A 23011-nucleotide genomic window follows, 5' to 3' on the forward strand; every position below is an offset into this window, starting at 1 on the left:
CCGCCTTTATCCTCATCCGCGCGATCAATCTCTATGGCGACCCCGTTCCCTGGTCGACCCAACACAACGCCGGCTATACCTTCCTGTCTTTTCTCAACGTCACCAAATACCCGCCCTCCCTGCTCTATGTCCTGATGACCCTCGGGCCGGGCTTCCTCTTCCTCTCCGTTGCCGAAAAGCCGCTGAACGCCTTCACTAAAAAGATCGCTATCTTCGGCCGCGTCCCCTTCTTCTATTATATCCTGCATATCTATCTCTTCCACGCCATCGCCGTCGTAGCCGCGATGATCCAGGGCCACCCCGCCTCGGATATGACCAACTTCACCAATTGGGTCACCGGCAACCCGCAATTAAAAGGCTATGGTTTCGATCTCTGGGTCGTCTACGCCGTCTGGATCGCCGTCGTCCTGGCACTGTATCCCCTTTGCAAGCGCTTCGACGCCTACAAACGCGCCAACCAGGCACAAAAAAAATGGCTGAGTTATCTTTAACGGCCAAGGGCCTTTATGATCCCCGGCAAGTCCTCCGTCCCCGCCACCACATCCACCCTCATCCGCAGCAAGACCTGCTGCGGCATATAGGGCACCTCGGCCGTATGCGGGTCCTGCACGATCGTAAACCCGCCGCAGGTCTTCACATACTCCATCCCCACTGCCCCATCCGCATTGCCGCCGGATAACAGCAACGCAACGACCCCGGCGCCATAGACGTCCGCCGCCGACCGGAAAGTGACGTCGATGCTGGGCCGGGAGAAATTCACGCGTTCGGAATAGTCGAGGGAAAAACTCCGGTCCTGCTCCAGCAACACATGATAGTCCGCCGGACAGAGATACACGACCCCCGACCGCAGAAAATCCTTCTCTTCCACCTCCCTGATCACCCGACCGGTGCGAACGGATAACAACTCCTCCAGACTCGACTCGAAAACCCCATTCCGATGCAACACCACCAGCACCGGCATGGGGTAATCCTTCCCCAATGCCGCCAGCACCGAGACGATCACCTGCAGACTCCCCGCAGACCCCCCCACCAACAAAAGTCTATTCGGATTCATGTATCTTCCTCCATATCTTCTCCCGGCCCACCTGCCGGTATCGGTTGGCAATCGGCGAAAACCGCAGCGATTCCTTCGACCCAAGCGCGAGATACCCGAAGTTCTCCAGACTATAGTCAAACAGCTTGAACACCTTCGTCTGCAACTCCCGCTCGAAATAGATCAGCACATTCCGGCACAGGATCAGCTGAAATTCATTAAAGGAAAAATCCGACACCAGGTTATGCGTCGAAAAGATCATCTTCCCCGTCAGCGAGGAATCGAATTTTGCCAGATGATAGTTGGCGGTATAGTAGGAAGAAAAATCCTTCATCCCGCCGGCCTGGATATAGTTTTCCGAATATTTCTGCATCTGACTCACCGGGAAGATGCCCTTGCGCGCCTTCTCGATCACCTGCGGGTTGATATCCGTCCCATACAGGAGCGACTTGTGCAGCAACCCCGCCTCTTTTAATAAGATCGCCATCGAATACACCTCCTCCCCCGTCGAACAGCCCGCATGCCAGATGCGGATAAAGGGATAGGTCGCCAGCACCGGCAGGATCGTCAGCCGCAACGTCCGGTAGAACGAAGGGTCCCGCAACATCTCCGTCACATTCACGGTTATCTCCTCGACAAACCGCCGGAAATAGGGTCCATCGTTCTGCAACCGGTATCTAAACTCCGCAAAAGACGGAAATCTGTCCAGCGCAAAAAGCCGCTGCACCCGCCGTTGTAACGAAGCCTTGGAATACTCCGTAAAATCATACCCATACTTCGTATGGATATCATTCAACAGCTGCTGCATTTCCTCTTTTTGTAGTTGGTAGCCTTCCATGGATTATTTCTCGTAAAGCCAGATACGCAGTAAAGACAGGAGCTGATCGATATCGACAGGTTTGGAGATATAATCCGAAGCCCCCGCCTGGATACACCGTTCCCGGTCCCCGGCCATCGCCTTGGCCGTGACCGCGATGATCGGCAGATTCCGCAGCCGCGGATTGCGGCGGATCTGCGAGATCGCCTCGAACCCATCCATCTCCGGCATCATCATATCCATCAGCACGATGTCCACCCCGCCGGCCTCCGCCGCCACCAACGCCTCCTTTCCATCCATCGCCGTCACCACCTTCATCTTATGCTGCTCCAGCGCCTTGGTCAGTGAAAAGATATTGCGCACATCGTCATCGGCCACCAGCACCGACCGCCCCCGGAGCACCTCATCCAGCGCGCCAAGCCGGCTATACCCGTTGCCGGGCGCTTCCTTGCTCTCGTTGACGATATGCAGGAAAAGCGACACCTCATCCAGCACCCGCTGGTAGGAATGCGCCGTCTTGACCACGATGGAGTCCGCAAACTGCCGCAGCCGCGCCTCCTCCATCTTGGAGATATTCATCCCCGTGAAGACGATGATCGGAATATTCTCGAAGGCCGGGGTCTTGCGCATCATCTCCAGCGTGTCGGCCTCTTCCTTCCCCGTCTCCCGGCTGAGGATCACACCATGCACCCCCTCCTTCTCCAGGAACCCGCTGCTCTGCGCAATGGTAGGTGCGATCTCCAGGCGCAGATTATGCGAGCCCAGGAAAAAGGCCAGCGCCTGCGCATGACGGATATTATCTTCCACGATGATCACCTTCCGCGCGCTCCGGCTCAGGAGTTGCCCGATCTTCTCAAAAGCGGTGTCCATATTATCAAACGCCAGCGAAGACTTCGGCAGGAAATCCACCGCTCCCCTTCTCAGGCTCTCACTCTTCACCTCGAAGGACGACATGATGTGAACGGGTATACCCCTCGTCTTCGGGTCTTTCTTCAGTTCATCCAACACCTCCCAGCCATTCTTCACCGGCAGCTGAATATCCAGCAGGATACCCATCGGCCGGTACTGCCGCGCCATGCGGATCGCCGCATCGCCGCTCACCGCCACGATCCCCTTATAGCCTTTTCGCCGGGTAAACTCCAGCAGGGTCCGCGCGAAATGAGTGTCGTCTTCCACGATCAGCAGGGTCCGGTCGTCCGGCCCCAGGTTCTCCCGGTCATCCGGGATCTCCGCCGGCGCCTCCGACAGAGTAAACGTCGCAGCGGCAACCCCATGTACTCCGGCAACCCCGGTGGCAACTCCGGCCTGCCCAAAAGCCGATCCCCCAACCCCAAAGGGCGATTCGGGAAACCCGCCCAGCGATCCGCCGGCCCCGCCGGCTTCGGCGACAGGCTCCATCTTGAACTGCGGAATGTTCACCGTAAACTCCGCCCCTTCCTCCGGCTTGCTCGTCACCCGGATATCCCCGCCCAGCAGCCGCGACAGCTCCCGGCTGATGGACAAGCCCAGCCCCGTGCCGCCATACTTGCGCCGCGTCGATCCATCGGCCTGCTGAAACGCCTCGAAGATCAGCTGGTGCTTGTCCTCGGAGATCCCGATGCCCGAATCCTTCACCACGAATTCGACAAAGTTCTTCTGCGTCGCCGGGACCCGCGCCCGGAAGCTAACGACGCCCTTATGCGTAAATTTAAACGCATTCGACAACAGGTTTTTCAAGATCTGCTCCAGCCGCAGTTTATCCGTTTCCAGCTGCGCCGGCGTCCCTTCTTCGACGACGATCTGCAGATCGAGGTTCTTGTCTTTTGCGATCGGCCCGAACAGGCTTCGCATGTCCTCCATGATATCCGTCACGGGGACCAGCGCATGTTCCAGGGGCAGCTTGCCGGATTCGATCCGCGACAGGTCGAGGATCTCGTCGATCAGCTGCAGCAGGCCCTGCCCCGAGTTCTGGATCACGCGGGCGTACTCCGTCTGCTCGTCCGAGAGGTTTTTGCCCGTGTTCTCCGCCAGCAGCCGCGACAGCAGCAGGATCGAGTTCAACGGCGTCCGCAACTCGTGCGACATATTCGCCATGAACTCGGATTTGTATTTCGTGGTCAGCGCCAGCTCCTCCGCCTTCTTCTGGATGTCGAGGTTCCGGATGAGGATCAGCTGGTTCTTCTCTTCCAGCGTCCGGCTTCGCTCTTCCAATTCCTGGTTGGTCTGCATGAGTTCTTCCTGCTGGACCTTCAGCTCTTCTTCCGAGACCTGCAGTTTCTCCGCCTGCACCTCCAGCTCGAGGTTGAGGTGCTCCATCTCGCTGTGCTGCGACTGCAGCTCTTCGGTCTGCGCCTGGGTCTCTTCCAGCAGTTCCTGCAGCCGCACGCGGCTCTCGATGCCGTGGATCGCCGTGCCGACACTGTCCCCGATGCTGTCGAAGAATTCCAGGTCCCGGTCGGAATATCCTTCCAGCGAGCCCAGCTCGATCACGCCCTTGATCTTTTTATCATGGAAGAACGGGAAGGCCACCACGGTCCGCGGTGTGATATCCCCGCTCGCCAGCCGGATCATCCATTCCCCAAGACGGATGTCGTTGAGCACAACCCGCTTCCCATCCCGCGCCACCTGCCCGACAAGCCCCTCGCCGACCGGTATCCGGGTGCGGTCTTCGCTCGGCGCCAGTGCAAAGCCGCCGCTCAGCGTAAGCACGCCCGTGATGGAATCCAGCACATAAAGCGCCCCCACCCGGCTCCGGCTGTATTGCGCAACACCCGCGATGACATGCGTCACCAGGGCCCGCATATCCGTCTCGCCCACCATCTCATCGTTGAGCCGGGCGATCCCCGTCTGCAGCCATTCCTTGTCCGACAGCAGCCCAAAGCTATATTCCAGCGACTCGGCCATCTTGTTGAGCGCTGCCGCCAGTTCGCCAAGGCTGTCCTTCTGATCGTCCCTTACCCGCACCTGGTAGCGGCCCGCGCTGATCTCGTCGGCGATATCCCCGATGATATCGATCCGGCTGGCCACATCGGCGTCCTTTTGCTGCAATTCGCCATACAGCGACGCACGCTCGAGAAAGTCGCGGTGCACCCGCCGGTAAAAAAAGATCGTGATCCCGATCGAAAGCAGCGCCGCGATCACGATCAGGATCGGAGTATACGCCGAATACTGCCGCACCTGTTCCACCCGGCGGCCCATCAGCGACCGTTCCTCGGACTCTATGCGCATGAGCAGCCCCCGTGCGTCCAGCATCTGCTTTCGCGCCAGCTGCAGCGCCGTCGTATTGTAGATGTTGTCGTCCCTCTTCTGGTCGATCATGGTCTTCAGGGTCTCCAACGGCAGATAGACCACCCGCCGCAGGTCCTCGAGGTTCTTCGCCTGCCGGGGATTGTCGCCGGTCATCTGCTCGACGCTGTCGACGATGATCCGCATCCGGTCCTCGGCCCCATTATAGGTCTCCAGAAAACTCTCGTCGCCGGTGAGCAGATAGCCCCGCTGACCCGACTCCGCCTCCCGCAAGGCATTGGCCACCCGGTCGATCTTGATGATCACCGAGTCGGTGTGATCCACCCACCGCGCGCCGATCAGCAGGTTATGGATGCTGCTGTAGGACGCCACCGCGGTGATGACGAGAAAGAACAGGGAAAGCCCAAAGCCGATCTGTAGATTTCGAAGCAGTCCGGGTTGTGTGATTCTATTCATTTGCGCTACAAGGTTTGTTCAGTCTTCAGCGGAACCGAAAAATAAAAGGCCGATCCCCGCCCCGGCTCGCTCTCTACGCCATATTCGCCTTCATGGCGCCGGATGATCTCGGCACAGATGTAAAGCCCGATGCCCAGGCCCTGGAACCGGTTGGCCGATTCCTCCACCCGGTAGAACTTGCTGAAGATATTCTCCTGGTGATCCTTCGGGATGCCGATCCCATAGTCCCGCACCTGCACAAAAAGCCGCCCGTCGGCGCGGACCCCGGCATCGACATCCACCTCCTTGCGGTCGGGCGAATATTTTACGGCATTGGTCAGGTAATTGATGATCACCTGCTCTATCCGCATCTCATCCCCATATACCTCGACATCGGCCGCGCCCTTCCGGGTTATCCGGTAGTCGGGATAGGTCTGCCGGATCATCTCGATCGCGGTGGTGAGCGTATTGCCGAAATCAAAGGGTTTTTTATTGAACTTCAGTTTCCCGCTTTCGATCTTGGACAGATCGAGCAGGTCGACGATCAGGTTGTCCAGTTTGCGAATCTGCACCAGTGCACGGTCGACATACAGCCGGGTGGGCTCACCGGCGTCGATACTCCGTTCGAGCAGCTGTACATAAGCCTTGATGGTCGTCAGCGGCGTCTTCAGCTCGTGGCTGGCGATGCTGATAAACTCATCCCGCTTCCGCACGGCCTCTTGCAACTCCCCTTCCACCTTTTTGCGGAACTCGATCTCACTGCGCAGACTGGCCTGTATCCGGTTGAGCTCCCGGTTTTGTTCATACAACCGGTAGAAGGTCTTCACCTTCAGCAGCAGAATATCCGGGTCGATGGGTTTTGTGATATAATCCATCCCACCCGAAGAATAGCCCTTTGTAATAAATTTCTTGTCGGTGTTGACGGCGGAAAGAAAGATGATGGGGATGTCCCGCGCCTTGCTGTAACCGCTGATCGCCTCCGCCACCTCGAAGCCGTCCATGCCCGGCATCTGCACGTCGAGGATGATGAGGGCATAGGGTTGACGAAGTATCTTTTTGAGAGCCTCCTCGCCGCTTGACGCCGTATCCGTGGGAAAGGAATGTAATTCCAGGATGGTCTTGAGAGAAAAGATGTTTTCAGGCTTGTCGTCAACGATGAGGATCATAACCAAAAATAAGTCTAATCCGGTTTGCTCTAAAGTAAGTACCTGTGGAACTATTTCTACAATTTTGGAATAAAATAGCGTGCCAGATTTTGGATTGATTATTGAATCCTATCCGGTATATGCAATCCATCCTTAACCGATATCAACGAACCCGGCTGCGCGTACAGGAGAAAAGGAGCCAGTGGAAGTCCTTCCTCTATCGCGCCGGCGACCTCACCGCCTTTATGCTGCGTTTCTTCCGGGGGGTCCTCAAACCGCCCTATGAATGGCGGGAGATCTTCTATCAATGCTATCTCGTCGGATATAAATCCACCTTTCTCATCGGCCTCACCGCCTTTATCATGGGCGCCGTACTCACCATCCAGAGCCGGCCCTCGATGGCCGCCTTTGGCGCGATCTCCCTCATCCCCGGCATGGTCTCGGTTTCCGTCGTCCGCGAGATAGGCCCGGTGATCACCGCCCTCATCTGCTGCGGAAAAGTGGGCTCGAGAATGGGGGCCGAACTCGGGTCGATGCGCGTGACCGAACAGATAGACGCCATGGAGGTCTCCGCGATCAACCCCTTCCATTTCCTGGTCATTCCGCGAACGCTTGCGACGACCCTGATGGTACCCCTGCTGGCCATCATCGCCGACTGCATCGCACTCTACGGCGGCTACCTGGCCATGAACATCCATGACAGCAGCAGCCTCCGGCATTTTTTCGTGGCGGCCATGGCCCACCTCGAATTCATCGATATCTTCCCCGCGGTGATAAAAACCTTCTTCTTCGGTTATGTCATCGGCATCATCGGCTGCTATAAAGGCTACCATGCCCGCCGGGGAACGGAAAGCGTTGGGCTCGCCGCCAACAGCGCCGTGGTGGCCTCATCGCTGGCGGTATTCATCATCGACATGATCGCGGCCCAGATAACCGACCTATTGTAAAACAATTGTATGGAAAAAGAGATCATAGAAGACAGTAACGTGGCAGAGGAGGAAATACCTTCTCTCCCGGACCCCGTGCCCACGGCCGATCTCAACGTTCAGCCCCAGGAACAGCCCCTGTCCCCGAAAGACGAACAACCCGTCATCGTCATCCGCGGGCTGACAAAGTCTTTTCACGATCATGACGTGCTCCGCGGGGTCGATCTCTACGTCAACAAAGGCGAGAACCTGGTCATCCTCGGAAAATCCGGTACGGGTAAATCCGTGCTCATCAAATGCCTCGTCCGCCTGGAATGGCCCGACAGCGGCACGATCAGCATCTTAGGCCAGGACCTTGACGCGCTCAACTACGCGGAGATGAACGCCCTGCGGCTCCGCGTCGGCTTCCTGTTCCAGAATGCCGCCCTCTATGATTCGATGACGGTCCGCGAGAACCTCGCCTTCCCGCTGCGGCAGCATAAAAAGAACATGACAAAAGAAAAAAAAGATGCCCTCATCCTCGAAATGCTCGACAACGTGGGGCTCGTCGATTCCATCGATCAGCTGCCGTCAAAGCTCTCCGGCGGTCAGAGCAAGCGTATCGGCCTGGCCCGGACGCTGATCCTGCGGCCCGAGATCATGCTGTATGATGAGCCCACGACGGGTCTCGACACCGGCACGGGCAAAGAGATCATCGAGCTCATCAGCAAGATGAAAAAGAAATACAACATCTCTTCCATCACCATCACCCACGATATGTCCTGCGCGAAGATGACCGCCGACCGGATCATCCTGCTCAAGGACGGGATCGTCTATGCGGAAGGCAGTTATGAAGACCTGGAAAAGTCCGGGGATGAATGGATCCGATCGTTCTTCAACTTTTAAAAAACGAATTATGCCAAAAGAAAAAAGTTATAAATGGAAACTGGGGTTCTTCGCCATCGCCGCGCTGGTGATCGCGGTAGGCGGCATCTATTATGTCGGTAAACAAAAGAATAAATTCGGTTCCGTCCTGCATATCACCTCGCAGTTCAGCTCCGTCAGCGGGCTCAAGGTCGGCAGCAATGTCCGGCTCGGGGGGATCGACGTGGGTACCGTGGATGCGATCCAGCTGACCACCGACACCACCGTCCAGGTGGAGATGGTCATCCAGAAAAAGGTCCAGCGCTTTATCCGCAAGGACGCCAAAGCCAGTATCAGCTCCGACGGGCTCATGGGTGACAAGGTGATCGTCATCGCCGCCGGCACCCCGGCCTCTGCGCGCGTCAACGACGGCGACTCGCTGGGTTCTTTTAAGCCGATAGAGACCGACGCCATTATGGCCAGTCTGAAAACTTCCGCCGACAACGCAGCCATTATCACCAGCAACCTGGCCGAGATCTCCAACCGGATCACCAACGGCAAGGGCGCCATCGGCAGGCTCCTCCGCGACACCACGCTCTCCGCGAATATCAGCTCGACGATGAAAAACCTGAAGACCAGCAGCAAAAAGCTGGACGAGAACATGGAAGCGGCGCAGCACAACTTCCTGCTCCGCGGATTCTTCAAGAAAAAAGAGCGCGAAAAGAAAAAGAAGGCGGAGGAAGAGGCGAAGAAAAAGCAGGATGTCGAAGAAGGGGGACAAAAAAATTGATCAAATCGGAAAAAAGCGGTAAATTCCGTAGACAATCTTTTCGGTTATGAAACGCATAACCATCGCTTGCTGTATTCTGGCGCTCGCTTGCCTCACCATTCCGGCCCGGGCCCAACTCACCGCCGTTCAACAACGCAACGCGCGGATGATGGACTCCCTGCAAATGGAAGTCATCGCCATCTGGTGCCGCGGACAACTGGATTTCCCCGCCAAATACAGTCGCCGGCGTACCGACCAGGTGACGAAGGTCCTGCGCACGCTGAACAGTCTCTACACCGACACGCTGACCCGGAGCGGGCTTTTGGCAGGGATCAACAACCTTCGCGAAGGGCGGATGGAGATCGATACCCTCCACGGTGCCGGGGACTCCACGAGTATCCAGATACGCATCGACCTGCCCGACTATCTCCGGGTCCGGCTTCAATTCACCTGTGCCGGCGATCGCGTGGTCGCCCAACGATACGAGCTGCAGCCCGAGACGAAGATCTGGGCCAACGACCACAACCAGGGTTTTGTCGATTTTAATTATTGCAAGACGGTGTATGCGCCGGCCGTCGATTTCCCCCTGCAATACACCCGCAAAGAATATTTCTACGCGTCACTCGGACTTTAACCAAAAGCCCCTGAGGGGCTTAATTGCTACGCAAAGATTCGACAGGATTGGCCAGTCCGGCCCGCACCGCCTGCACCCCGATGGTCACCAGCGTGATCAGCAGCGTACAGACAAAGGTCACGGCAAACACCATCCAATCGATGGGCACCTTATAGGCAAAATCCTGCAGCCACCGGTGCATGATCATCCAGGCCACCGGCGAGGCGATAAGCATCGCCAGTCCTACCAGCTTCATGAAATCCTTCGACAGGAGCAGGACGATCCCGCTCACGCTCGCACCCAGCACCTTGCGGATACCGATCTCCCGGACCCGCTGCTCCGCACTGAAGCTGGCCAGCCCGAAGAGCCCAAGACAGGAGATGAGGATGGCCATCACCGTAAAATAGCCGATCATCGCCGACAGCCGCTCTTCGGCCGCATAGTTCTTCTGGAAGTCTTCGTCAAGGAAGGAATATTCAAACGGTTCGTTGGGGTCCAGCTTATGCCAGGCCGCCTGCAGGGAAGCAAGCACCGGCGCCGGGTCGCCCGGCCCGCTATGCACGATAAGGTAGCCGTTCTGCATCTGCTGCAAGCGCAGGGCATAGGGCTCCACCGCCACATGAAGGTCTTTAAAGTGGAAATCCTTAACCACCCCGATGATCTCATAAGTCTCGGTCCTGCCCTGGAAATCGGTCTTGATCCGTTTGCCGATGGCGGCTTGCACACTGGGATAACCAAAATTCTTCACCGCCGCCTCATTCAGGACGATGCGGCCGCTCGTGTCTGCGGTAAACTCGCGGCTGAAGAGCCGGCCCGCCACCGGCCTCAGTTCGAGGGTGGGTGAATAGTCATAATCCACAAAATTCATTTGCACCCGCTTTCCCGTCTGCGGATTATCGCCTTCGCGGTACATGATGTTATCGGACGGGTTCATGATCCCCGGATAGTAGGAAGCGGCGCCCGCATTCAGGACCTGGCTGTTGCGCCGGAACTCCGTCTCCAGCGCAACCGTCTGCTGCTTGGCCACCGCCCCCCGCAGCGGAATGACGATCTGCGCCGTCTTGTTGAATCCCAGATCCTGGTTACGCAGGTATTTCATCTGGCTGTTGATGACCACGGTCGAGACGATCAGCGTCACCGAGATCATAAATTGAAACACGACCAGTCCCTTCCGCAGCGACACCGCCGCCAGCGAATTCGAGAACTTGCCCTTCAGCACCTTTGCGGGCTGGAAAGAAGACAAATAAAAGGCCGGATAGACGCCCGCGACCAGGCCGGCAAAGATGGCCAGTCCCAGGAAGGCCGCCAACAGGGGTATTTGTTCGGTCACGTTGAACACCAGGTGGCGGTTGGTCATCATGCTGAAGGCCGGCAGGAGCAAAACGGTAATCGCCCAGGCCAGGCTGAAAGAGATGACGCTCATCAACACCGATTCCCCCAGGAACTGGCCGATCAGCCCGCCTCTCACAGCGCCCAATACCTTGCGGATCCCCACCTCCGACGAACGCTTGGCGCTGCGGGCGGTGGCGAGGTTCATAAAATTGATACAGGCAATCAACAGGGTGAAGACCGCGATCGACCCGAGAATATAGAGATAGGTCTTGCTCGTCGTCGGCGTGATGCTGTTGTTGAGATCGGCACGCAGGTGCAGGTCGCGCACCGGCACCAGGAACTGGCGGCGCGCATAGCCATAGGCCTTGAGGTCCTTGCCGGCATATTTGTCGATAAAGGCCGGGAACTTGGCTTCCAGTCTGGCCGGGTCCGTCCCCGGCCGCAGTTTCAGGTACGTCACGTACATATTGTTCGTCGCATAATCATTCTCCGCCCGCCGGATCATCTCCTCCATATCCCCGCCCCGCATGCTCAGGAAGAAATTGGCCTCGAAATGCGAAGGCGCATTCACCGGCCGGAAGACCCCCTTGACCGTCAGGTTGTGATCGCCGTACGTGGCGCTGCTGACATGGATCAGTTTCCCCAACGCCGGCCCCGTGCCGAACAGTTTGTGTGCGGTCTCCTCGGAGAGTACGATACAGGATGGCTGTTGCAGGGCCGTATTGGGATCCCCCTCGATAAAGGGAAAGGTCAGCATGTGGAAGAAATTGGAGTCGACCATAAATCCCCGGTCCTCATAAAAGGAAACGGGGATGGCCGTGCCCTCGCGGTATTGCAGCATCGTCTTGTCCTCGAAAAGCGCCAGCGCCAGCACCCGGGTCGACTGTTCGATCTCCGGAAAGTCCCGCTGCATGGCCGGCGCCATGGGCCAGGGGGTGGCCGGCATCACCTGTTCTTTACCATGTTCGAAGGAAAAAGCCGTCTCCATCTGGAAGAGCCGGTCGGCATCCTTCTGGTATTTGTCATAGCTGACCTCATGAATTAAGTAAATGGAAATAAGCATGCAGCAGGTGAGCCCCGCGGCCAGACCGAAAATATTGATAAAGGAGAAGATCTTACTCTTCATCCCGTTGCGCCAGGCGATCTTAAGGAAATTCAGCACCATAGAACGTGATTTGTTGAACACGATTCTGCGAACCCCATGCCAAATCGATAATCAACTCAAAAACAATCGCTTATACCCGGCTAAAAAGGCCGCAACCTGTTCTTTTTCGATACACTCGTTGTTCGGATAATCAGGCCATCTGCGGATCGCTGATGCCCTCCCGCCCCGTTTCCACCCTGCCGGCGTACCGATGCTCAAAGCCTTCCGCGCCCTTTACCCGCAGGGTAATGTCATACCACCCGCGCCCGGGCTGACAAGGCACACTCATCCTCGCCGCACCACCCGCTCCCACGCTCATCCGGATGACGGCCGCCCCATAGGCGTTATCGACGATCTCCAGGTCGCAATTCTTCAAATGCCGGTTATTGATCGTCAACTCCCCATTCCCGGTCAGCGCATACCCGCTTCCCTTTGCCTCCTCATAGCCAAATTCCAGCTCCACATCGGGATCGCCGGCGCTGCCCCGGAACTCGCGGTAAAACCCGTTCGGCCCATAGACCCGCAGATGATACCTCCTATCGGTAAAATCCGCCAGCGGCCACGTATCGGACAAACAGTCTCCAGCCTTCACGGTGTACGCCCAGTTGCGGGCGCCTTCCCCGGGGGCATAAACATTGAACACGCCGCCGGCCGTCCGGTCGCCAAAGAGTTTATCGGGGTTGGAAAAAACGATGTCGAATTGTTCTCGGTCCGCACTCAGCCGCCCCACCGCATTAAAAGAATGCGGCAACGCACAGGATGGGCGGGTCCCCGCTTCCTGCTTTGTACGATAAGGAGAGGTCTTCGGGTCCCGGTGATACGCCGCGATCTCGTAGGCCGTCATCGCCTTGAAATCATCCGGCAACGGCCGGAATTTCGCCTTATGGATGCTCTCGAGAAATGCATCCTTGGCGAGGAATTCAGGCTGGGCAATCGGCTCGCCGTTGTAGGGCCGGAACACCGAACTCAGGTCGCCGCAGACCGTCCGCCGCCAGGCCGAGATATTCGGCTCCACCACGGGCTTTCCCAACTTATGGGAAAGGAACCGCTCGAGCAGCTGTAACGTCGACGTATGATCGAATACCTGCGAGTTGACATAGCCTCCGCGGCTCCAGGGCGAAGCCACGATCAGCGGCACCCGGAACCCCAGGCCGATCGAACATTCCTGTTCGCATTTCTCCGGGAAGCCGTTGCGCGCCTGTTCCTGCTCGAGGGTGACATAGTCCACGCGCGTATCGATACCGGCGGACACTTTGCCGGTCCCCGCCTTATGCGGATGAGCCGCGGTAAACGGCGGCACATGATCGAAATACCCGTCGTTCTCGTCATAGGCGAGGATAAAGATCGTCTTCTTCCAGACCTCGGGATTTTGCGTCAGGATATCCATCACCTCCGAAACATACCAGGCCCCATACCAGGGCGCGCTGGGGTGATCGGAAAAATTCTCCGGCGCCGACAGCCAGGACACCGTCGGCAAGTTCCCCGAATGGACATCGCGGCGAAACTGATGCAACACATCCCCCTTCGGCGCCTTCATCGTCCGGGTCACCTCGCCGTCCTTATATTCCAGGTCCTCCAGCGCATGATAATGTGGGTCGCCCGTATTCGTATCGAAGGCCTTGCGGTGCAGCGCCTGATCCCGCATCGGTAGATCCTGCAGCCGCCGGGTATCGGTAAAACCCTTCTGCCCGGTCAGTTTCTGCAGGTCCTGCTTTTGTTGGTTGAGATTTTTCCGGAGGTGATCGAGATGCGCGTCGCCCGCCGGCAAGGCCGCGATCTGCTTTTCGAGATCCGCGATGTCCTGGCTGAGCTGCCCATGCTGCTTTTTCAGCGCCTCGATATGCGGCGGGTGCAGATGGATGTTATACTGCGCAAAGAATTCGAGGGGGTTGTCCTGGAAGTTCGACAGCCAGGGGTCCTGTTCACCGCGAAGCCCGGTGTCGATGCTGATCTCGTTCTGGTAACATTTCCAGGTGACGCCGAGGTCTTCCAGGCGTTCGGGAAAGGTGGTCCATTTCAGGGTGCCGTAGTCCATGTCGTCGTTCCATACCAGGGCACGCGAGTCCTCGTGTTGCGCCTCCCGGATGGTGCCCGTCCAGAAATGCAGGCGGTTGGGGTTGGTGCCGGTCAGCGAAGAACAAAAGCTCTGGTCGCATACCGTGAAGGCGTCGGCCAGCGCGTAATAAAAAGGAAGGTCCTCGCGGGTATGATAACCCATGGTCAGCGGCATGGCCGAATATTCGGGGGTGCTGTTCTTTTTCCAGTCCAGCCATTTGTCGAATTTGCCGTCGTTCCGGGCCCCGACCTGGTTGGCCCAGCTGTGCGGCAGCGAATTCATCCAGGTCGCCCGGGTATGGTGGATATCGAGGCGAAAGGGTGCAAAGGTCTGTCCTTCGGCATTTGCCTGTAACCAGACGGGGTTTCCGGTGGGGAGATCGATCGCGCGGGGATCGTTGTAACCACGCACCCCGCGAAGCATGCCGAGCGCGTGGTCAAACGACCGGTTCTCCTGCATTAAAATAACAATGTGTTGGGCATCGAGCCAGGTACTCCCCGCTTCGGGAGTGATCGCCAGCGCACGCTGGATGGACTCGGGTAATAGCTGGGCCATCCCCAGGGCGCCCGTTAAAAGGGCGGACTTTTTGAGAAACTCTCTTCTGGAATCCGACATACCGCGAATCTACCAAGAATGCGCCATGCTCAGATTACCATACCATTAAAAAAACAGATAGGAAGCCATACAGAGTACCGTGAAGGCGAGCACCGTGTACAGCAAATTGCGGCCAAGACTCTTGCTTCTTTCTTCCAGCAGGGGGGAAGTGAAGACTTCTTTACAATTAAGGCAAAACTGGTTCATCTTCAATACATTTAAATGTTTCAATTTATCAATTCCAACGCGAATATACAACACATTTAAATATTTCGATCTTTTTTTCGGGATTTTTTTTCCTATTTCTTCAGGCCCTGGAGAAACCCGATATAATCGTCGATGACGGCGTTGTTCATCGTGTATTTGATATTCCGCCCTTCCTTTTCAGGCAGGATGATCGAAGTCTCGGTAAGCTGTTTGAGATGATGACAGATGGAAGGCTGCGCAAGATTGATGTTCTCATACAGGTCGACGCAGTACAACCAGTCGTCATGCTTTTTCTGGATCTCGCTGAGAATTTTCAGTCTCGTTGGATCGGAGAGGGCCTTCGAGATCTTTTCCGCCTGTTTCGCGTCCATCTGCGGCATAAGGCAATCGATTTACTCGTAAGGTACGTAAAAATCATTTACCCGGATGTTCCCCGCCCTTTGGCAATTCGCTAATTTCCCTACCTTGCACCCATGAATTTTCATCTGACGCAGATCCCCGAACGTACAGTAAGACCCCGCACCCACGGATTGACCATGGTCAACGACAAAGGACTCAGCGTCGCCGACGCCCGCAACCTGATCTCCGGCGCCGGACCGTATGTCGATCTGGTGAAGCTGGCCTTCGGCACTCCCCTCGTCACCTCGGGCCTCGCGGAAAAGATCCGCATCTTCCAGGACGCCGGCGTTCCCGTCTACTTCGGCGGCCTGCTCTTCGAAGCCTTTGTTATCCGAAACCAGTTCGACGACTATCTCGCCCTGCTGAAGGAATACGGCATCACCACCATCGAAGTATCCGATGGCTCCATCGATATCCCCCATGTCGAAAAATGCGGCTACATCGAGAAACTGGCCAAATACGGCACTGTTTTCAGTGAAGTGGGCTCCAAGGATAAAGATCGGGAGCACATCACCCCACCCTATCAATGGATAAAACTCATGAAGGCCGAGCTCGAAGCCGGCGCCTCCTATATCGTCGCCGAAGCCCGCGAAACCGGTACGGTCGGCCTCTATCGCAACTCCGGTGAGGTCCGCGAGGGTCTCGTCCAGGAGATCCTTACCCGGGTCCCCGCCGAAAAGATCCTCTGGGAAGCCCCGCAGAAGGACCAGCAACTCTATTTCCTCACCCTGATCGGCGCCAACGCCAACCTGGGTAATATCAACCCGGCCGAGGTCATCGCTCTCGAAGCCATGCGGATCGGCCTGCGCGGCGACACTTTCGATCTTTATCTCAAACCGTAGCTTTTTCGTCCTGCTTTATGATATCGCGCATATACTGGACCTTGAGATGGTCGTAAAACGAATGTTTGTCCACCACCATCGCGACCAGGCTCGCTATCATCCCGGCCAGCATCAGGTGGAAGATCACATTATGCCGGTCCGTCATCTCCAGCACCAGGATCGCCGAAGTGAAGGGCGTCCGCGTAACCCCGGTTAAAAAGGCGACCATCCCCGCCAGCACCAGCAGGTTGGTATTGGCCGCCGTCAGATGCAGCCAGCCGGAGAAGGTAGCCCCGATGCTGGCGCCCGCACTAAGCGCCGGCGCAAAGACCCCGCCGGAGGCCCCGGTAGTAAAAGATACAAGCGGCCCGCCAATGCGCAGCAGTGACAGATACCAGCTATTGTATTTCCCGGTGGTGAACAGCGCAGTGGTCATCAGCCCTTTACCCGAACCGAGCACCCGCTCATCGATAAAAAAAGCCGCCCCCGCCAGCAGCAGGGCGCAACCTACCACGAAGAACACCTGGTGCCGCGCGAACCGGAACCGCGCCTTCCAGGCAAAGATCTTGAGGATCCCCTTCGACATCGCCGCCCCGGCCAGCCCGGCAACGGCCGCCACTAGCGCCACCCCGAAAAAAATTGACCCCGAAAGCCCGTTCATATCGGGATATCCCAGGTAGAGGTAGGGTCCGAGGAACCCCTGCGCCGTCAGACCCGCGATGATCACCGCGGTAAAAAGCGCCGTCTTGAAATAGCTGATATGCGTTCGCGTTAGTTCCTCCACCGCGAAAACGATCCCGCCGAGGGGCGTATTAAAGGCGGCGGCAAGCCCGGCGGCCGCTCCGGTCATGATCATGTTCCGCTTGCTCACCTTCGGCCACCAGGCCGGCAGCCATTCGTTCACCTTCCGGAAGATAGCCCCCGCGACCTGGATCGTCGGCCCCTCCCGCCCGATCACGCCGCCGCCCAGCGCCATCACCAGGCTCGACAGGACCTTGACAACAATGATCCGCAGGCTCAGTAACCGGTTGACCATCGCATTGTACCGGGGTGTCGCCAGTTCGATCGACGCCATCACCTGCGGGATACCGCTTCCGCGGGCATAGGGCGCATACCGCTGTACCAGCCACCAGGCGACAAAAAAGCAAACCGGCGTGACCAGGAACAGCCAGGCGATGCCATGCCGGATGATCCAGGCCGTTCCATTCTCCATCAACGCAAAAAGATTCGAATACAAAACGGCCGCCAGCCCCGTCAATAAGCTGGCCACCCAAAAGGGAATCGCCTGCAACAGATTGTGTTTCAGTTTTTCGTTCCGAATGCGATCAAATGCCTTTTTTCCGAATATTCGAGCCCTTCCGATGATCCTCATATAATAATAATGCTGATATAGCGTTGCAAAGATAGTCAACAATACCATCGGGTATTCGGTTCGCATTTGATCTTCCTATTGCCATTGTCAATTTAAATAGTTATTTTAGGTCCTCGCTTACCGACCTAACACATTCAACCTGAATGAAGATCCTACGGCAAAAACCCATGTTCTTCCACGGCCGGGTCAAACCCAACCTGGTCGCCGACTGGCAGCAGCTACGACAAACCACCGGTGAAATTGCCATACCCTCCCTCGAACGCATAAAGGCCATCGGTTACACCCTCTCGATGGACGACTACGAGAAACGAAAGCTCGGCATCTTCAATCAACTCAACTTCTTTCAGCTGATCACCGGGATCATCATCCCCATCGCCGGCGCCATCACCAACCGCCGCTTTCCCCTCATTTCCTGGATCGTCGCTTCCCTGCCCGCCCTCATCAGCATCTTCGTGCTGGTGCTGAACGCGCGGCGCAAACACGATCTTGCACAAATCACTTATTTCGTTTGCTATCCTATCGCCACCAGCATCGTCTATATCTGGGGGATCAATATGGGCGTCGAGCTGTCCTTTATCCTCTATGGCATCCTCTCGGTGTTCTTTATCCAGGACATCAGCCAGATGCTGTTTGCCCTGGGCCTCTCGATGGTCAGCTACTTCGTCCTGGCGGTTGTGTGCACGAACTATACCTACCAGCTGGCGACCGCCAATCTCTTCTTCTATCTCTTTAACCAGCTGCTGGCCATCGCCTTCATCTTCTACGGACTCTTCCTGATCAAAAAAGAGAACGCCGGCTACCAGCAAAGCATCCTCGCGCAAAAAGAAGAGATCACCGTCAATGGCCGCCTGCTCCAGCAGCAAACCATTGAACTGACCCAGATCAACGCCTTTAAGAACCGCCTCTTCTCCATCATCGCCCACGACCTCAAGTCACCCATCTATGCCCTGCGCAATCTCTTCCGCAACATGCAGCAATACGATCTGCCCGCCGAAGAGATAAAGGGGATGGTGCCCGAGGTGGTGAGCGAACTCACCTATACCACCAGCCTGATGGAAAACCTCCTGCACTGGGCCCGGAGCCAAATGCAGGCCGATACCGTCAAACCGCAGATGATCGATGTCTCGGGGCTGATGACCGAAGTGGTCCGGCTGCTGCGCCTCCAGGCCGAGGCCAAACGGATCCACGTCACCTATGACGAAGACCCGTCCATCGTAGCCTTTGCCGATAAGGACATGGTCAACCTGATCCTCCGCAATCTGCTGTCCAACGCGATCAAGTATACCCCGGAGAACGGCTGCATCCAGGTCGGCGCCCACCGCACCGATACCGGTGTCGCCATCTTTGTAAAAGACACGGGCATGGGCATCCCGGCCGACGCGCTGCAAAAGATCCAGCAAAGCAATTTCTATACGACAAAAGGCACGGCGGGCGAAGCCGGCACCGGCCTGGGGCTGATGCTTTGCAAGGAATTCGTCGCCCGCAACGGCGGAGACCTCCAGATCGCCAGCCTTCCCGGCAAGGGCAGCATCTTCACGTTTACGCTTCCCGTCGCGACGGAATGACGCACCACCATCCCCCCACCGAATAAGCCCTCCCCGCCCCCCGCGGAATAGTCCTATTTTTGCGCCATGAAAATTCTCCTCTGGTCCGTCGGCAAGGACAGTGATCCCTATATCAAAACAGGCGTCGACGATTTCACGCGGCGGATAACCCGTTACTTCCCGGTCGAATGGAACCTCATCGCACCCCCCAAAAACGCAGCAAACCTCTCCCAGGCCGATCTCAAAAAAAAAGAGGCCGAATCGATCCTCGGCCAGCTCACAAAAGACGATTTCCTCGTCGCCCTTGATGAAAAAGCAAAACAATTCAGCAGCGAAGGCCTCGCGCAATTTATCCAGACCCGCGCCAACAGCGGCGGCAAGAATCTCGTCTTCCTCATCGGCGGCGTTTACGGCCTCGACGAGTCGGTCCTGACCCGCGCCGACCACCGCTGGTCGCTCTCCGCGCTCACCCTCCCGCACCAACTCGTGCGACTGGTGCTCACCGAGCAGGTCTACCGCGCCTGCACGATCTTACGCAATGAAAAATATCATCATCCATAGGCACTAACCCCCTGTCCGGAGACGTTTAATTCTGTACCTTTGGGTCGCCTTTAAAACAGACCTGCAAAATCGGAACCAGATGACAAGCTACACGGTGATCATTGTTATTATAACCTGTCTTATCTCCTTCATCGCGTTTAGCAATCTTAAAGTAATGGATGCCCTCATTTTCTGGCCGCCGGCCGTGAGTATGCGTCATCAATACTGGCGTTTTGTTACCTGCGGCCTTATTCATGCCGACTTCATGCACCTGGCGTTCAATATGTTTACCCTGTATTTCTTCGGCAAGGCGCTGGAGAACCTATATATGGGCGAGCTGGGGCTGCAACATTATTATTTTCTGATCCTGTATATCCTTGGCCTCATCTTCGCCAATATTCCCACTTATCTCAAACGCAAGGATGATTATAATTACCGGTCCCTGGGGGCCTCCGGCGCCGTCTGTGCGGTGGTCTTCGCCGCCATCATTATCCGGCCCTGGGCCGAGATCTGGCTCTATGGCATCCGGATGCCCGCCCTTATCTATGCCGTTCTGTTCATGGTCTATTCCATCTATATGAGCAAACGCGGCGGAGACAATGTCAACCACGACGCACATATCTGGGGCGCCGTGTTCGGGATCGTCTTTACCATCATCGTGGACCATGAAGTGTTTGGAAATTTCATCAACGCGCTGCGCCACCCGAACTTTTAGTTGCACCACCCGGCCTCCTGGTTGCGTCCCCCGCGCTTTCCGCAAACGCGATCTTCAGCACCCGCTTCGTGCCGGGCCCTACCTTCCAGCGGTCGTCGATCCGCTGTCCGATGACCCAGATCAATTTCTGGTCCATCTCGAGAATCCACACCCGCTGCTTCGCGGCGAGCGACAGTTTGTTATCGGTAAGAAACCGGGCCACCTTCTTTTTCTTGCGTAACCCCAGCGGATAGAAATAATCCCCCGCCTTGCACCGGCGTAACAACAAGGGATACCCGATCTTATCCGCATCCAGCAAGGCCACAGCCGGTCCCTGGTCCAGGGTTCGCAATTGCGCGGCGTCGAGCCGTTCGAACCGCAACTCACCCCCCGCATAGCCCACCACCGTCCGCTGCTCCTCGACAAGGATATGTTCCGCCTCATTCTCCATCAGGGGCACGATGATCAGCCAGTTGCGGTTCCGGATGATGCGATGCATGGCCGACCGCACATATTTTCCGGTGGCGCTGTCCAGCAAGGCGATCACCTCCCCGACTTGTTTGGGTGAAAAGCCGAACGGCTCGATCAGGTGGTACACAATGGTGGCCAGCGGCTGTTCCTTCCGCAGTTTCTCCACCGGCACATGCACCTCGTTTCCCCGGTATTCCCGCAATTTCTTCAGCCGCTCGCCGATCGCGCGCCGGTATACCGCCTCCACCTCGCGGAAACGGTCAAGGTTATCCGCCAGATTCGACGCTGCGGCGGGATAGGCCTGCTCCACCAGCGGGAGCAGCTGGTGCCGGAAAAAATTTCGCGTATACTTGTCGGATTCGTTCGAACTGTCTTCCACCCACTCCAGTCCTGCCTCGACGGCAAAGGCCCGCAATTCCTCCTTCCGCGCAAACAGCAGCGGCCGCACGATATTCCCCTGCTTCGGCAACATCCCCCGCATCCCGGCGATCCCGGTCCCCTTGAAGAAATGCATCAGCATCGTTTCGATATTATCATCCAGGTGATGCGCCGTCACGATCCACCGCGCCTGCCCCTCGCGCACAAAACCCTCGAACCAGCGGTACCGCAATTCCCTCGCCGCCACCTGGATGGAAATTTTGTTCGCCGCGGCATAGTCCGCGGTATCGAATCGCCCGGCCTGGACCTTCCTGCCATATTTTACGGCAAACCCGCTTACCAATCGTTCGTCTCTTTCACTCTCCTCTCCCCGCAACTGAAAATTGCAATGCACGATCAAAAAATCAAACCCGCACCGGTGGCAAAGATCCGCCAGCACGACGGAATCCAGCCCCCCGCTGACGGCCAGCAACAACTTGTCCCCTGCCGTGAACAGGTTCTCTTTCGCAATATATTCTTTGAATTTTTCCAGCAATTCCATCCCGGCAAATCTAAATCAATTCGTCATAAGCCGACTGCAATTCGTTGTAGGCCCGCTTCTCCCCGGCTGCCCTGGCGGCCGTCATTCCCTTCTCATACCACTCCAGCGCCAACGCCTGCTCCCCGATGCCTTCCAGGAGCTTCCCCAGATGATAATAGCTGCCCACGGCCGCCGGATCATGCGCCAGCAGCTGCTCCCATAAGCTCCGGGCCTCGCCCAGTTCCCCCAGCTTCTGGTATTCCAACGCCAACGCATGCCGCACAAAGGAGTCGTTGGGCTCCGCCGCCAGGAATTCCTTCAATTTTTCTATCCTGCTCATTTTTACTTACTTTGCTGCCAAATCCATACGAATAATGAAGATATTAGTATGTATCGTTAAAACACCGGATACAACCGCAAAGATCGCTTTCACCAACAATAATACAATCTTTTCCGGCGACGGGGTCCAATGGATCATCAACCCCTACGACGAATGGTACTCCCTCGTCAGGGCCCTCGAGTTAAAGGAGAAAGACCCGTCTACCGTTATCCACCTGATAACCGTCGGCGCCGCCGACACCGATCCGATCATCCGCAAGGCCCTTGCCATCGGCGGGGATGAGGCTATCCGCGTCAACCTCGAGAGCCAGGACCCCTATACTATCGCGGTGCAGATCGCGGAGGTGGCAAAACAGGGGGGGTATGATCTCGTCTTCACCGGCAAGGAAACAATCGATTACAATGGCTCGGCCATCGGCGGCATGGTGGCGGAGCTGCTCGACCTGCCCTATATCTCATTGGCCACGAAGTTCGAGCTGGCCGGCACAACGGCTACCGTCACCCGCGAGATCGAAGGCGGTGAAGAGGTGGACGAAGCGGCCCTGCCCCTCGTCGTCAGCTGCCAGAAAGGGGTAGCCGAACAACGCATCCCCAATATGAAGGGCATCATGAGCGCCCGGACAAAACCCCTGAAGGTCGTGGAACCCGTCGCGACACAGCCGCTGACGAGCATCGTCTCCTTCGAGCTGCCCCCGGCAAAGGCCGGTGTCAAGCTGGTGTCACCCGATGACCCCGAAGAACTCATCCGCCTCCTCCACGAAGAAGCCCGGGTATTCTAATCATTCATCCAACTC

At 57.0% G+C, this 23011-nt stretch carries 20 protein-coding genes and 1 pseudogene; 10 read left to right on the forward strand and 11 right to left on the reverse strand.

The features are described 5' to 3' along the window. Positions 1-491 (forward strand): annotated as a pseudogene (locus VGM48_RS21360) (hypothetical protein); the annotation flags it as partial. Here the strand turns inward: VGM48_RS21360 and VGM48_RS21365 are convergent. Genes VGM48_RS21365 through VGM48_RS21380 form a run of 4 tightly spaced genes read right to left on the reverse strand, consistent with a single transcriptional unit; the run spans position 488 to position 6676 of the window. Then, positions 488-1054 (reverse strand): chemotaxis protein CheB, encoded by a 567-nt coding sequence (locus tag VGM48_RS21365; protein ID WP_331582468.1) that lies wholly within the window; start codon positions 1052-1054, stop codon positions 488-490. The pseudogene VGM48_RS21360 and the gene VGM48_RS21365 sit on opposite strands and share 4 nt — an antisense overlap. Beyond that, positions 1041-1871, reverse strand: coding sequence for a protein-glutamate O-methyltransferase CheR (locus VGM48_RS21370; RefSeq protein ID WP_331582469.1), 831 nt, complete (start codon positions 1869-1871; stop codon positions 1041-1043). Before VGM48_RS21370 ends, VGM48_RS21365 begins: the two co-directional genes overlap by 14 nt. A gap of 3 nt (positions 1872-1874) precedes the next feature. After that, positions 1875-5531 carry a response regulator gene (locus tag VGM48_RS21375; protein ID WP_331582470.1) on the reverse strand — a complete coding sequence of 1219 codons (3657 nt, stop codon included), beginning with the start codon at positions 5529-5531 and terminating at the stop codon, positions 1875-1877. Positions 5532-5536: 5 nt separating this feature from the next. Further along, on the reverse strand, positions 5537-6676 hold the full coding sequence (locus VGM48_RS21380) for a hybrid sensor histidine kinase/response regulator (RefSeq protein WP_331582471.1): 1140 nt from the start codon (positions 6674-6676) through the stop codon (positions 5537-5539). A 119-nt stretch (positions 6677-6795) separates the two neighbouring features. Between VGM48_RS21380 and VGM48_RS21385 the strand changes: the two genes are divergently transcribed. From VGM48_RS21385 to VGM48_RS21400, 4 genes are read left to right on the forward strand one after another with little or no spacing between them, the layout of a single operon-like run. After that, positions 6796-7602 carry an ABC transporter permease gene (locus tag VGM48_RS21385; protein ID WP_331582472.1) on the forward strand — a complete coding sequence of 269 codons (807 nt, stop codon included), beginning with the start codon at positions 6796-6798 and terminating at the stop codon, positions 7600-7602. Between the two features lie 9 nt (positions 7603-7611). Further along, positions 7612-8466 (forward strand): ABC transporter ATP-binding protein, encoded by an 855-nt coding sequence (locus VGM48_RS21390; RefSeq protein ID WP_331582473.1) that lies wholly within the window; start codon positions 7612-7614, stop codon positions 8464-8466. A 10-nt stretch (positions 8467-8476) separates the two neighbouring features. Next, complete coding sequence (locus VGM48_RS21395; RefSeq protein ID WP_331582474.1) at positions 8477-9214, forward strand: MlaD family protein; 738 nt, start codon at positions 8477-8479, stop codon at positions 9212-9214. A 46-nt stretch (positions 9215-9260) separates the two neighbouring features. Further along, complete coding sequence (locus VGM48_RS21400) at positions 9261-9827, forward strand: hypothetical protein (RefSeq protein ID WP_331582475.1); 567 nt, start codon at positions 9261-9263, stop codon at positions 9825-9827. A gap of 19 nt (positions 9828-9846) precedes the next feature. Here VGM48_RS21400 and VGM48_RS21405 read toward each other — a convergent pair whose 3' ends face one another. The 4 genes from VGM48_RS21405 to VGM48_RS21420 form a co-directional block, all read right to left on the reverse strand. Continuing rightward, positions 9847-12303 carry an ABC transporter permease gene (locus VGM48_RS21405; protein ID WP_331582476.1) on the reverse strand — a complete coding sequence of 819 codons (2457 nt, stop codon included), beginning with the start codon at positions 12301-12303 and terminating at the stop codon, positions 9847-9849. Positions 12304-12433: 130 nt separating this feature from the next. Next, positions 12434-14953 carry a phosphocholine-specific phospholipase C gene (locus tag VGM48_RS21410; protein WP_331582477.1) on the reverse strand — a complete coding sequence of 840 codons (2520 nt, stop codon included), beginning with the start codon at positions 14951-14953 and terminating at the stop codon, positions 12434-12436. Between the two features lie 45 nt (positions 14954-14998). Continuing rightward, entirely contained in the window at positions 14999-15139 is a 141-nt protein-coding gene (locus tag VGM48_RS21415) for a hypothetical protein (protein ID WP_331582478.1), read from the reverse strand. A 92-nt stretch (positions 15140-15231) separates the two neighbouring features. Continuing rightward, on the reverse strand, positions 15232-15519 hold the full coding sequence (locus VGM48_RS21420; RefSeq protein ID WP_331582479.1) for a metalloregulator ArsR/SmtB family transcription factor: 288 nt from the start codon (positions 15517-15519) through the stop codon (positions 15232-15234). A gap of 93 nt (positions 15520-15612) precedes the next feature. On the opposite strand from VGM48_RS21420, the gene VGM48_RS21425 reads away from it, so the two are divergent. Then, the gene (locus VGM48_RS21425; protein WP_331582480.1) at positions 15613-16380 is read left to right on the forward strand and encodes a phosphosulfolactate synthase; all 768 of its coding nucleotides are present in this window, start codon (positions 15613-15615) and stop codon (positions 16378-16380) included. On the opposite strand, the gene VGM48_RS21430 is transcribed toward VGM48_RS21425, so the two are convergent. Beyond that, positions 16370-17650 (reverse strand): chloride channel protein, encoded by a 1281-nt coding sequence (locus VGM48_RS21430; RefSeq protein WP_331582481.1) that lies wholly within the window; start codon positions 17648-17650, stop codon positions 16370-16372. The two genes, VGM48_RS21425 and VGM48_RS21430, sit on opposite strands and share 11 nt — an antisense overlap. A 224-nt stretch (positions 17651-17874) precedes the next feature. Here VGM48_RS21430 and VGM48_RS21435 point away from each other — a divergent pair, with 224 nt between their 5' ends. The 3 genes from VGM48_RS21435 (at position 17875) to VGM48_RS21445 (ending at position 20530) form a co-directional block, all read left to right on the forward strand. Then, positions 17875-19296, forward strand: a complete 1422-nt coding sequence (locus tag VGM48_RS21435) for a HAMP domain-containing sensor histidine kinase (RefSeq protein ID WP_331582482.1) — start codon at positions 17875-17877, stop codon at positions 19294-19296. Between the two features lie 66 nt (positions 19297-19362). After that, positions 19363-19836, forward strand: coding sequence for a 23S rRNA (pseudouridine(1915)-N(3))-methyltransferase RlmH (locus VGM48_RS21440; RefSeq protein ID WP_331582483.1), 474 nt, complete (start codon positions 19363-19365; stop codon positions 19834-19836). Between the two features lie 79 nt (positions 19837-19915). Then, the gene (locus tag VGM48_RS21445; protein ID WP_331582484.1) at positions 19916-20530 is read left to right on the forward strand and encodes a rhomboid family intramembrane serine protease; all 615 of its coding nucleotides are present in this window, start codon (positions 19916-19918) and stop codon (positions 20528-20530) included. Here the strand turns inward: VGM48_RS21445 and tilS are convergent. Together tilS and VGM48_RS21455 are read right to left on the reverse strand one after the other, a co-directional pair. Then, positions 20502-21899, reverse strand: a complete 1398-nt coding sequence (gene tilS, locus VGM48_RS21450; RefSeq protein ID WP_331582485.1) for a tRNA lysidine(34) synthetase TilS — start codon at positions 21897-21899, stop codon at positions 20502-20504. The genes VGM48_RS21445 and tilS overlap by 29 nt on opposite strands. Positions 21900-21909: 10 nt before the next feature. Next, positions 21910-22218 carry a hypothetical protein gene (locus tag VGM48_RS21455; RefSeq protein WP_331582486.1) on the reverse strand — a complete coding sequence of 103 codons (309 nt, stop codon included), beginning with the start codon at positions 22216-22218 and terminating at the stop codon, positions 21910-21912. Between the two features lie 34 nt (positions 22219-22252). Between VGM48_RS21455 and VGM48_RS21460 the strand changes: the two genes are divergently transcribed. After that, positions 22253-22996 carry an electron transfer flavoprotein subunit beta/FixA family protein gene (locus VGM48_RS21460; protein ID WP_331582487.1) on the forward strand — a complete coding sequence of 248 codons (744 nt, stop codon included), beginning with the start codon at positions 22253-22255 and terminating at the stop codon, positions 22994-22996. Positions 22997-23011: the final 15 nt, after the last annotated feature.

It is taken from the genome of Puia sp., assembly GCF_036500295.1.
In the GTDB taxonomy this organism is placed as follows: Bacteria; Bacteroidota; Bacteroidia; order Chitinophagales; family Chitinophagaceae; genus Puia.

What these genes read in the sequence shown, in the direction of transcription:
- VGM48_RS21415 (WP_331582478.1), bottom strand. Translation starts at nt 15,139, where the DNA reads ATGAACCAGTTTTGCCTTAATTGTAAAGAAGTCTTCACTTCCCCCCTG.
- VGM48_RS21435 (WP_331582482.1), top strand. Translation starts at nt 17,875, where the DNA reads ATGAAGATCCTACGGCAAAAACCCATGTTCTTCCACGGCCGGGTCAAA.
- VGM48_RS21365 (WP_331582468.1), bottom strand. Translation starts at nt 1,054, where the DNA reads ATGAATCCGAATAGACTTTTGTTGGTGGGGGGGTCTGCGGGGAGTCTG.
- VGM48_RS21455 (WP_331582486.1), bottom strand. Translation starts at nt 22,218, where the DNA reads ATGAGCAGGATAGAAAAATTGAAGGAATTCCTGGCGGCGGAGCCCAAC.
- VGM48_RS21385 (WP_331582472.1), top strand. Translation starts at nt 6,796, where the DNA reads ATGCAATCCATCCTTAACCGATATCAACGAACCCGGCTGCGCGTACAG.
- VGM48_RS21440 (WP_331582483.1), top strand. Translation starts at nt 19,363, where the DNA reads ATGAAAATTCTCCTCTGGTCCGTCGGCAAGGACAGTGATCCCTATATC.
- VGM48_RS21370 (WP_331582469.1), bottom strand. Translation starts at nt 1,871, where the DNA reads ATGGAAGGCTACCAACTACAAAAAGAGGAAATGCAGCAGCTGTTGAAT.
- VGM48_RS21425 (WP_331582480.1), top strand. Translation starts at nt 15,613, where the DNA reads ATGAATTTTCATCTGACGCAGATCCCCGAACGTACAGTAAGACCCCGC.
- VGM48_RS21380 (WP_331582471.1), bottom strand. Translation starts at nt 6,676, where the DNA reads ATGATCCTCATCGTTGACGACAAGCCTGAAAACATCTTTTCTCTCAAG.
- VGM48_RS21390 (WP_331582473.1), top strand. Translation starts at nt 7,612, where the DNA reads ATGGAAAAAGAGATCATAGAAGACAGTAACGTGGCAGAGGAGGAAATA.
- VGM48_RS21375 (WP_331582470.1), bottom strand. Translation starts at nt 5,531, where the DNA reads ATGAATAGAATCACACAACCCGGACTGCTTCGAAATCTACAGATCGGC.
- VGM48_RS21405 (WP_331582476.1), bottom strand. Translation starts at nt 12,303, where the DNA reads ATGGTGCTGAATTTCCTTAAGATCGCCTGGCGCAACGGGATGAAGAGT.
- VGM48_RS21460 (WP_331582487.1), top strand. Translation starts at nt 22,253, where the DNA reads ATGAAGATATTAGTATGTATCGTTAAAACACCGGATACAACCGCAAAG.
- VGM48_RS21400 (WP_331582475.1), top strand. Translation starts at nt 9,261, where the DNA reads ATGAAACGCATAACCATCGCTTGCTGTATTCTGGCGCTCGCTTGCCTC.
- VGM48_RS21410 (WP_331582477.1), bottom strand. Translation starts at nt 14,953, where the DNA reads ATGTCGGATTCCAGAAGAGAGTTTCTCAAAAAGTCCGCCCTTTTAACG.
- VGM48_RS21445 (WP_331582484.1), top strand. Translation starts at nt 19,916, where the DNA reads ATGACAAGCTACACGGTGATCATTGTTATTATAACCTGTCTTATCTCC.
- VGM48_RS21395 (WP_331582474.1), top strand. Translation starts at nt 8,477, where the DNA reads ATGCCAAAAGAAAAAAGTTATAAATGGAAACTGGGGTTCTTCGCCATC.
- tilS (WP_331582485.1), bottom strand. Translation starts at nt 21,899, where the DNA reads ATGGAATTGCTGGAAAAATTCAAAGAATATATTGCGAAAGAGAACCTG.
- VGM48_RS21420 (WP_331582479.1), bottom strand. Translation starts at nt 15,519, where the DNA reads ATGCCGCAGATGGACGCGAAACAGGCGGAAAAGATCTCGAAGGCCCTC.